At 32.9% G+C, this 9,489-nt stretch carries 6 protein-coding genes; 3 read left to right on the top strand and 3 right to left on the bottom strand.

The features are described from left to right. Positions 1-206: 206 nt before the first annotated feature. On the top strand, positions 207-557 hold the full coding sequence (gene rplS, locus Q1A01_RS20750; RefSeq protein ID WP_089371443.1) for a 50S ribosomal protein L19: 351 nt from the start codon (positions 207-209) through the stop codon (positions 555-557). Positions 558-1,246: 689 nt separating this feature from the next. Further along, positions 1,247-3,472: an NADP-dependent isocitrate dehydrogenase gene (locus Q1A01_RS20745; RefSeq protein WP_299684713.1), complete on the top strand. Its 2,226-nt coding sequence runs from the start codon at positions 1,247-1,249 to the stop codon at positions 3,470-3,472. Positions 3,473-3,677: 205 nt separating this feature from the next. On the opposite strand, the gene Q1A01_RS20740 is transcribed toward Q1A01_RS20745, so the two are convergent. The 3 genes from Q1A01_RS20740 to Q1A01_RS20730 form a co-directional block, all read right to left on the bottom strand. Next, positions 3,678-5,732 carry a T9SS type A sorting domain-containing protein gene (locus tag Q1A01_RS20740; RefSeq protein ID WP_299684711.1) on the bottom strand — a complete coding sequence of 685 codons (2,055 nt, stop codon included), beginning with the start codon at positions 5,730-5,732 and terminating at the stop codon, positions 3,678-3,680. Between the two features lie 86 nt (positions 5,733-5,818). Continuing rightward, complete coding sequence (locus Q1A01_RS20735; RefSeq protein ID WP_299684709.1) at positions 5,819-6,580, bottom strand: LytTR family DNA-binding domain-containing protein; 762 nt, start codon at positions 6,578-6,580, stop codon at positions 5,819-5,821. 3 nt (positions 6,581-6,583) lie between these two features. Further along, positions 6,584-8,545, bottom strand: coding sequence for a tetratricopeptide repeat protein (locus Q1A01_RS20730; RefSeq protein ID WP_299684707.1), 1,962 nt, complete (start codon positions 8,543-8,545; stop codon positions 6,584-6,586). A 187-nt stretch (positions 8,546-8,732) separates the two neighbouring features. Between Q1A01_RS20730 and Q1A01_RS20725 the strand changes: the two genes are divergently transcribed. Continuing rightward, the gene (locus Q1A01_RS20725; RefSeq protein ID WP_299684705.1) at positions 8,733-9,479 is read left to right on the top strand and encodes an SUMF1/EgtB/PvdO family nonheme iron enzyme; all 747 of its coding nucleotides are present in this window, start codon (positions 8,733-8,735) and stop codon (positions 9,477-9,479) included. Positions 9,480-9,489: the final 10 nt, after the last annotated feature.

The following is a 9,489-nucleotide window of genomic DNA, read 5'->3' as shown; positions in this document are numbered from 1 at the left end:
CTAAGGACAGTTCCATTTTTTTTTACAAAAATCCAACTTCTATTTTAATTCACACACAACTTTTAGGAATGATCCAATATTCAATTAAAAATTGCAAAATATTATTGCTTACCAAATTTTTAATTGTACTTTTGCATCCGCTTAGAACAACCTCTGACGAGAATCGTGAATGTTGCACTAACTAAAAAATATAAAAATCCATTATCATGGAAGATTTAGTAAAATTTGTACAAGACGAATTTATAACAAAGAATGATTTACCAGAATTTAGTGCTGGTGACACCATTACTGTTTATTACGAAATTAAAGAAGGTGAAAAAAGCCGTACACAGTTCTTTAGAGGAGTTGTAATCCAATTAAGAGGAACTGGAAGAACTCAAACATTTACTATTAGAAAAATGTCTGGAACGATCGGTGTAGAACGTGTTTTCCCATTAAACTTACCGTCTATTCAAAAAATAGAAGTAAATAAAAGAGGTAGTGTACGTAGAGCTCGTATCTATTACTTTAGAGGTCTTACTGGTAAGAAAGCTCGTATCAAAGAAAAGCGTTCATAAAGAACACACTTTCACTACGAAATATAAAGAAAAGCTTTTGAGAATTATCAAAAGCTTTTTTTATGCACAATTGTTAACAACCTAAGTTCATAACCAGTTGATAATTAAATTAATACCTAATATCATTTTAAGCTATAAAATTAATTATCTTTAAGTAAGCTTAATACGAAATAAGCGATTCTGTTCATATTGTATTAGCCTAAAAAGTTTCAAAGAACATATGTTATTAGGAAACTCGGTCGTGATAACACTAACAAGAAGCGCTGCAAAAGCTAGATGTTGTATTAAATTAATAGCGTACAACTATCAATAAATTATACATCGAAAAATCTTAAGTAAAAACGGCCACATCAAAACATCCTATCATAATTCAAGGTTATGATTCATGTTTTGAAGGAATTTTAAATAGTTTTATAGGAATGAAACATCCCTTACAAACGTCAAGTTTTTTTACTATTTAAAATACCTAAAAAGCCATATCAAGCATCTATTTGCATTGATATGGCTTTTGTCTTTTATAGAATACAGCATCTATGAGAACTATGTGATTTTATATAGCTTTCTATTTCACAAAAAATTAACCTAATCTCGACTGTTTCTTCATTATAATAAATGCATCGTAATAGCTATATTTGCAATCCTTTTGAGTCTACTACGACTCATAACAAAGCAAAAACAATTTCTTTTATATGGCAAACGATAAAACTATCATTAAATATACGTTTACAGACGAAGCGCCGATGTTAGCGACGCATTCCTTCTTACCTATCGTAAAACGTTTTACACAATCTTCAAACATAGAAATAGATACCGAAGATATCTCTCTTGCAGGAAGAATCATTGCTAATTTTTCTGATCATCTTACAGATGCTCAAAAACAAGATGATTCTCTAGCAGATTTAGGGATCTTAGCAAAAAAACCAGAAGCAAATATTATAAAGCTTCCAAACATTAGTGCTTCTATACCTCAGCTTACTGCCGCTATAAAAGAATTACAAGCACATGGGTATAAGGTTCCTGATTTTCCTGAAGAGCCAGAAACAGACGAAGAAAAAGAGATACGTAAACGTTATTCTAAAGTTTTAGGAAGTGCTGTAAATCCTGTATTACGAGAAGGAAATTCTGATCGTCGTGCGCCTAAGCCTGTAAAGCAATACGCAAAGAACAATCCGCACAGTATGGGTGTATGGAGCGCAGATTCTGCTTCTCATGTAGCGACAATGCAAGAAGGAGATTTTCGTCATAATGAAAAGTCAGTAACCATATCACAAGCAGGTAGTACGCGTATTGAGCATACAGATGTTCATGGAAATAAGACAATACTTAAAGAAGGGGTTCCTGTTCTAAAAGACGAGATTATTGATGCTTCTGTAATGAACAAGAAAGCCCTTATCACTTTCTTAGAAGCACAAGTAGCCGATGCAAAAGATAAAGGGATTCTGTTTTCGTTACACATGAAAGCAACCATGATGAAGGTTTCTGACCCTATCATTTTTGGTCATGCTATCCGCGTGTTTTTTGCGCCTGTATTTGAAAAATATCAAACAGTTTTTGAAGAATTAGGGGTAGAAGAAAATAATGGTTTTGGAAATGTTCTTTCTAAAATACAAGAATTACCAGATGCGCAACGCAAAGAAATAGAAGAAGCTATTGAAGCTTGTTATGCTGATCGCCCAAGTGTAGCGATGGTAAACTCTGATAAAGGAATTACTAATTTACACGTACCAAGTGATGTGATCATTGATGCTTCTATGCCAGCTATGATTCGTACTTCTGGTAAAATGTGGAACACTGCTGGAGAATTACAAGATGCAAAAGCGGTTATTCCTGACAGTAGTTATGCTGGAATCTACCAAGAAACCATCGATTTTTGTAAAAAACACGGCGCTTTTGACCCTACTACTATGGGAACTGTACCTAATGTTGGTCTTATGGCACAAAAAGCAGAAGAATACGGATCACATGACAAAACGTTTGAAATTACAAGTGATGGAACTGTAGCCGTTATAGATGATAAAGGAAATACACTTATAGAACATACTGTTGCTACTGGAGATATCTGGAGAATGTGCCAGGTAAAAGATGCTCCTATTCAGGATTGGGTAAAACTTGCTGTAAATAGAGCAAGAGCAACACAAACACCTGCTATCTTCTGGCTAGACAAAACAAGAGCTCATGATGCTCAATTAATAGAAAAAGTAAACGTATACCTTAAAGATCATAATACAGAAGGACTAAATATTCAGATCATGTCTCCTGTAGAGGCGACTCGTTATACATTAGAACGCATTAAAAAAGGAGAAGACACTATTTCTGTAACTGGAAATGTATTAAGAGATTATAATACAGACCTCTTCCCTATTTTAGAATTAGGAACTAGTGCTAAAATGCTTTCGATTGTACCACTTATGAATGGTGGTGGTTTATTTGAGACTGGTGCAGGAGGATCTGCTCCAAAGCATATCCAACAATTTTTAAAAGAAGGACATTTACGTTGGGACTCTCTAGGAGAATTCTTAGCACTTGCTGTTTCTTTAGAGCATACAGCAGAGGCAACTGATAACAAAAGTGCTGCTGTTCTTGCTGAAGCATTAGACGAAGCTACTATCAAATTCTTAGCAAATAAAAAATCGCCATCTCGTAAAGTAAATGAGCTAGACAATAGAGGAAGTCACTTTTATTTAGCGATGTATTGGGCACAAGAACTTGCCTCTCAAAATACAGATCAGGATCTTAAAAATGAATTTGCTCCTATTGCAGATGCAATGGTTGCTCAAGAACAAACCATTATAGATGAATTAAATAATGCACAGGGATCTCCTATGGACATAGGAGGATATTATCACGTGGACACTGCAAAAACAACTGCAGCCATGAGACCAAGTACAACTTTTAATGCAATTATAGATGCATAGTACGCTTTCGCGAAAGCGTATAAAGTCACATTCATACTTATTAAAAAGGTATTAAACCAAGATCCCGCTGAAAAAGCGGGATTAGTTTAACTATCTATTTTTCATGCATCTTACAGACTTTGTAAAATAGTGTTTCACTAATAAAAAAACGAGTGCCAAATCAGCACTCGTTTTTTACATGTAAACCTAACCTACTAAAAAATTATTATCTCTTTAAAACTCTTTTGGTAATTTCTCCAATATCAGTCTTAACGGTGACAAAATATACTCCATTTGCAAATGTAGAAATATCTATTGCTGTTGTCTGACCACTCACTTCTGTTGAGAGTATAGATCGTCCTTGCATATCATATACGTGTATAGTTTTCATATTTGATGTAGTCTCTATAGTAAGAACTGCATCACTTGGATTTGGATATAATAGTACTTGTTGTGTTGTTGAAAACTCATCTACAGATAAGGTTTCAAAAGTTGTACTAGCAGTATTTGTTGTAATTGGGAAATTAAAATCAAAATATATAGCTGCGTCAGCTGCTACAAAATCCGTTGTTACTAAATCTATATTTGTTCTGATTTTCATTAAGATATTTCCATGGCCGCCTGAAGAGAGATTGACATCTTCAAACACAAATTCTACAAAATCACCAGTAACACTAAGTGACATTTCGTGCGAAGCATTTAAAATTTGCAGGGTATTTACATCAAAATCTGTAGGGTCAATTTGAGTCGTTACTACTACATTTTCTGCTGGTGCATTCCCAGTATTTTCAAAATTTATAACATAGTGCAGGTAATCTCCTATAAGTGTAGAAGGTGCTATATCACCTTGCAAACACGTAATATCATTAGGGTCAAAAGATCCGATTACAATCTCAGTATAATCAAAGGTATTATCATCTGGAGTTTCTTCTGTTTGATCTATGGCAATCTCAGCTGTAAAATCTAAAACATCATCAATATTTACAGGTGGTGTTTCTGTTGGGTCATTTACATTTACTATAATATCTACAAATCTACTTTCAAAAGGTAGTAAACCATCAAAATCAAATGAGAGTACTCCTGTGCTTTGAGTATCCGGCATAGTAGACGCAGAAATAAAATCTAGTACCGTATCATCATATTCGAAGTTTACCGTTCCAGATAAGGTTTCGTTTCCTTTATTCTTGTATACCAATTGGTAGGTTGCATCAAACCCAGGCCTTGAAGGGAAGATAGGTGCTATAACCACTTCTGCATCTGCCACGACTCCATTTGCAGTCACACAAAAATCTTGCACTATAATACTGTTATTTATTACAGGAATTGACACACTTGCAGGTGATGGACTCACCGTGTAGTAAGAAGGGTTTTCTAAATTTGCAGTTATGGAATAGGTTCCCGTTTCTCCTACATATAAATTATATGCCCCAGTTGTCCCAGTATATACAGAACCATCTGCAGGATCAGGATCTAATCCCACATTAAAACTCATGAATGGAATAACAGCATCTCCTGTATCGCATCCATCATCATTAATATCTAATTGCGCTATTCCGGTTATAGTATTGTAATCACCTCCCGGTTCAAAGCTACAATACGAGTTTACTACATAATTTGTACCTGCAAACCCTTGGATCTCTAGTACCTGATCATCATCTGCACATACATATAGTAAATTAGGATTATTACCAAAATCCCAATTTTCCTGCCAACTTCCACCATCTATATTACCACTACTTTCATCACTACCATTCTTTATAAAAACAGTTTCTAAGAATTGATTACCGGCTATAAACAACTCTATTAGATTTGTATTATTATTACAATCCAATGTTACAAGGTTTGTACCCGACAACCCAAGCCTTACTAATGAAGGACAATTAACAAGATCTATATCATCAAGAGGATTTCCCCAAGCTTCTAGTATTTGCAAGTTTAAATTTGCAGACACATTTAACGTAGTTATTTGGTTCTGAACACACCTCAACTCTAGTAATGCTGTATTTGAAGATACATCTAGTGATGTTAACATATTTTGATTACTATTGAGTACTGTAATATTTACAAACGCCTCTATTCCTGTTAGATCTGAAATATTATTACCTGACACATCAAGTGTACCTGTTACCGCTGTTGCTTCAGAAACTTGAATTTGTCCATCAGAATTTATATCAACTCCAAGAGTAATTAATCTATTTCTAAAATTAGCGTCAGGGATATTTACTATTTGCGCACTAGCCATACTAGTAATAAACAGTACTAAGAGTGTAATTTTTTTCATCGTGTTGTAATTTTAAATAAACTTACTATTGATTTATCACATTTTAAGGTGTCAATGAGTAAGTGATGGATTCGAATTAGAATTCGTTACATAGACTTTAAAACTTCTTGTAATCTTTCTCTTTTTCTTTGGGAAATAGGCAAACGACTTTCATCCGTCATAACTACATATCCTCCATCTTTCTTTATATAGGATTTTAAATAACTCAAATTTATAAGATGCGACTGATGAATACGTTCAAAGTTATGTTCTTTCAGTAGCTCTTCGTATTCTTTTAATGTCTTAGAGATAAGAATAGGCTTGTTATTTCTTATGTAAAACTTTGTGTAATTATCAGCGCTTTCACAACGTATAATATCACTGATATCGAATAGATGAATTCCATCTGACGTAGATAACGCTATTCGCTTAAAATTATCTACGTTCTTTCTAATATTCTCAAGCAATAGATCTATATGTGAATAATCATTTTTCTTTTCTAAGACTGCTTCTATTTTCTCAATGACTTTTTGTAATTCTTCAGGATCTACGGGTTTTAGTAAAAAATCTAAGGCACTGAATCGAAACGCTTTAATTGCGTATTGCTCATGCGCTGTAATGAAAACTACATTTGATGTAATTGTTTTATTACGTTCTGTCAATTTTTCTAAAATATCAAAACCAGTACCATCAGTAAGTTGAATATCTAAGAATACCACTTGTGGCTCCAGCGTATCCATCACTTCAATACCTGTGGTTACACTATCTGCTTCTCCTATTATTTTAATAGTAGGAGCAAAACGAGCTAGCAATCCCTTCATCCCCTCTCGAAGGTTCTTATCATCATCTATTAAAATAGCTTTTATCATATATTATTCATTTACATATCGTAAGGGAAGCTGTAATGTCACCTTCGTTCCTTTAGATTTTGTATTATCTCCTAACTCTTCTATCGCTATGGTTGCTTTTTTTGATGTAGAAGCTGTAATCATCTCTAAACGTTTTCTAATAATATCCAATGCCATAGATTTATGAGCTAACACAGAGTTTTCTTTATTAAGCTTTGAGGTATTAATACCAATACCATCATCTAAAATAACACAAATCAATGATTGATCTTGTAAAGAAAAATCTATCGTAATGGCTCCTTTATCTTTCTTAGGAATTACACCATGTATAATTGCATTTTCTATAAATGGCTGTATCAGTAAAGGAGGTAATGCAACATCATCTTCTATATCATTACTCTTTACTATTGAAAAACTAAACTTGTCATTAAAGCGCAGTTGTTCTAATTGCAAATAATTTTCTAAACTTTCTATTTCTTTATCAATAGGAATAAGAGATTCTTTAGAGTATTCTAATGTTAATCGCATCAATTTAGAAAACTTAGATAAATATTTGATAGCCGAGTCCGTGCCATTCTGAACAATAAAGCTTGAAATAGAACCTAAACAATTAAACACAAAATGAGGATTCATTTGTAAATGCAATGCTTTTTGCTCATATTCAGCCAGTTCTTTTTGAAGTGTCAATGTCTTTTTAAGGTGATTTCTATTATAAATCAAGAAACCTATTCCTACTAATAATAGGCCAATTAATACTCCAAAGATTAATTTCATTCTCGAGCTTTTTGCCTCTTCTTTTAAAAGCAATTCTCTCTTTTTATTTTCTTCTTTCTGAATGAGTTCCTTCTTTTCAAACTCATAACTCATAGAAGCCTCTACAGATTTCCGAATATCATTTTCTCTTAACAAACTATCTTTAATAGCTGCGTATGCTTTATAATGCGTTAATGCTAATGTAGTCTTCCCATTGTTTTCATAGATATCACTTAGTAGTTTCTCTGCATTTAACTGTTGTTCTAAAACAGTAATCTCTTTAGAAAGGCGCAATGCATTTGTTGCCATCGCTAAAGCTTTTGTTTCCTCACGACCTTTTAAATAAAACCGGCCTAAATAAAGATAGGTATCTGCCAGTCCAAATTTATCATTCAAACTCTCAAAAGCCACAATAGCTTTTTGCCAATTTTCTATCGCTAAGTCATTATAACCTCTAGAATCATAATAGGCTCCAATATTATTATACCACTCACCTAATGCTCTAGGATTTGGATATATATCAATACTCTTTTTTGCTTCTGTATAAAATGCAAAAGCCTTATCTAACTCTTTTTGTTTAAAATAGATATTTGCAATATTAGTTTGTGTAATACCAATATTAGGATTCTGTGTTTTTTCTTGAAGCACCAATGATTTCAAAAAATAAGTTAAAGCCTTTTCATCCAAATACTGTGACTGATAAGCAACTCCTATATTATTATAAATCTTTGAACTCTGACTTTCATCTTTTAATGTCTCGTAAATGGATGCAGATTTCAAATAATACTCTAATGCCTTTGCATAATTACTCTGTTCTGAAAAAACAATTCCCATACTCCCATAGGTTCTCGCCACTCCTTGATCAACCAACTTACCTAAAGACTCCGTAGCATCTATGCCTTCAAAAATAGTTTTTGCCCATACAAAGTGATCCAAGGCTTTTTCGTAATCTCCCAAAATAATATAAGCCGTTCCTATATTTAAATATGCATTTCCTTCTCCAAACATATTTGAAGTATTCTGAGAAATCGCTAATGCTTTGGTCCCATACTCAAGCATTTGATTAGGATCACTATATTTTAATTCATTAGAAATTTCGTTGTATAAACGTACCTTTTCAGATGTATCGGTAGTTGTTTCTAATTGCCCTTTTAAACTATCTAATACTGCTGTTTGACTAAATGCACTTATAGGTAAAAAGAATACTATATATAGAAGTAGTTTTAATTTCATGTATGATGGCTTGCTAAACGAATGTACTATTTAGTATTGTATTAATGATCTGTCAATGAGAATTTGATGGATTTGAGTGAGAATTTGACCGCTTTCGCGAAAGCATACTCTGGAACAATCCATTAAGACAGAACCAGTCTCTTACCAAGAATTCTTTGTTTATATTGTAATACTTTAAAATATTAATATGCGTATTTTTATAATATATGTATTTATTTTACTGACTAGTAACATCTATAGTCAGCGTAAACACATCCCGCCTGGCACTCTTAAAATAAACGATAGTTTATATATAGATCAAACACCTGTGACTAATGTTATGTATCTGGAATTTCTACATACACTACAATCATTTTGGACTTTAGAGAAGCATGAAGAATTTAAAACTGCTCCTAAATTCAATAGACAAGAAATTAAACATTCAGCCCAAGCGATATCCTCTTCAGCAAAACCACTATTCTTAGAAATGTCTATTACTAAAGATGCGATGATTGATAATACAATAACAGCTTCTTTAAAATATTTATGGACTCCTGATTATTCACAATACCCAGTTCTACAAATCACAAAAGAACAAGCAGAAATGTTTTGTTTATGGAGAACAGATATCGTAATGTATTTATATGGCAGATCAAAGACTAAAAAAAAGAGAAATAAATACCCAAAAGAAATAACATATAGACTTCCCACTCAAGAAGAGTTAAAACAAGCAACATTATTTTTTGAAGAAAAAAGAAAGTTTAGTATCACAAAGGAAAAATCTCCTTTAGAATTAGATGTCAGAGATATAAAGTTTAGACATTTTACATTTTTCAATGTTTCTGAATACACAACAGATTCTATTACATTTGGATCAAATTGGAGAAATAAAACTCCTACTACATTCCCAAATGATTATACTGGTTTTAGATGTATCTGTGAAGTTAAATACTAACCATAATGTT

The organism is uncultured Dokdonia sp., assembly GCF_947492815.1.
In the GTDB taxonomy this organism is placed as follows: domain Bacteria; phylum Bacteroidota; class Bacteroidia; order Flavobacteriales; family Flavobacteriaceae; genus Dokdonia.
The sequence above is the reverse complement of the archived record's forward strand: the minus strand, read 5'-3'. Positions and strand labels throughout refer to the sequence as shown.